The organism is Thomasclavelia sp., assembly GCF_047249845.1.
In the GTDB taxonomy this organism is placed as follows: Bacteria; Bacillota_I; Bacilli_A; order Erysipelotrichales; family Coprobacillaceae; genus Thomasclavelia.
This window is the reverse complement of sequence record NZ_JBKTWO010000180.1, coordinates 1,229-1,640: the sequence shown is the minus strand read 5'-3', so window position 1 is coordinate 1,640 and position 412 is coordinate 1,229. Positions and strand designations below refer to the sequence as shown.

1 protein-coding gene is annotated in these 412 nt (G+C 22.8%); it reads right to left on the bottom strand.

Translation table 11 applies throughout. The features are described from left to right. Positions 1-327: ATP-binding cassette domain-containing protein (locus ACLR9T_RS14575; protein WP_413110170.1), on the bottom strand; the 327-nt coding region annotated here is incomplete at its 3' end. Positions 328-412: the final 85 nt, after the last annotated feature.

The following is a 412-nucleotide window of genomic DNA, read 5'->3' as shown; positions in this document are numbered from 1 at the left end:
AAATGTTTTTAGTTTCTTTTTTAAAGGAAGATTAAAACGTTTTAAATATTGACAATAAATATCATTGTCCCAATTTTTATAAGTTTTTTCTAAAATTAAACCAATGAATTTAGGAGTAAATTCTAAATTAAAATGGGTTGTATCAAAAATAACTGCTAGATCTTCTTTAATTTCTTTTTCATTATCTTTATATTCTTTACCAAAATACTTTAATGAACTATAATTTGCATCAATTATTCCTAGAATTGAATTGATTAAAGTAGACTTACCAGCCCCATTTTCACCAATTAATCCTACAACTGTTCCTTTAGCGATTGAAAAAGAGATTTTATCTAAAGTAAAATCATGTTATTTTTTTGATAAATTATTGATTTCAATTGCATATTCCATAATTACATCTCCTCAAAAATTA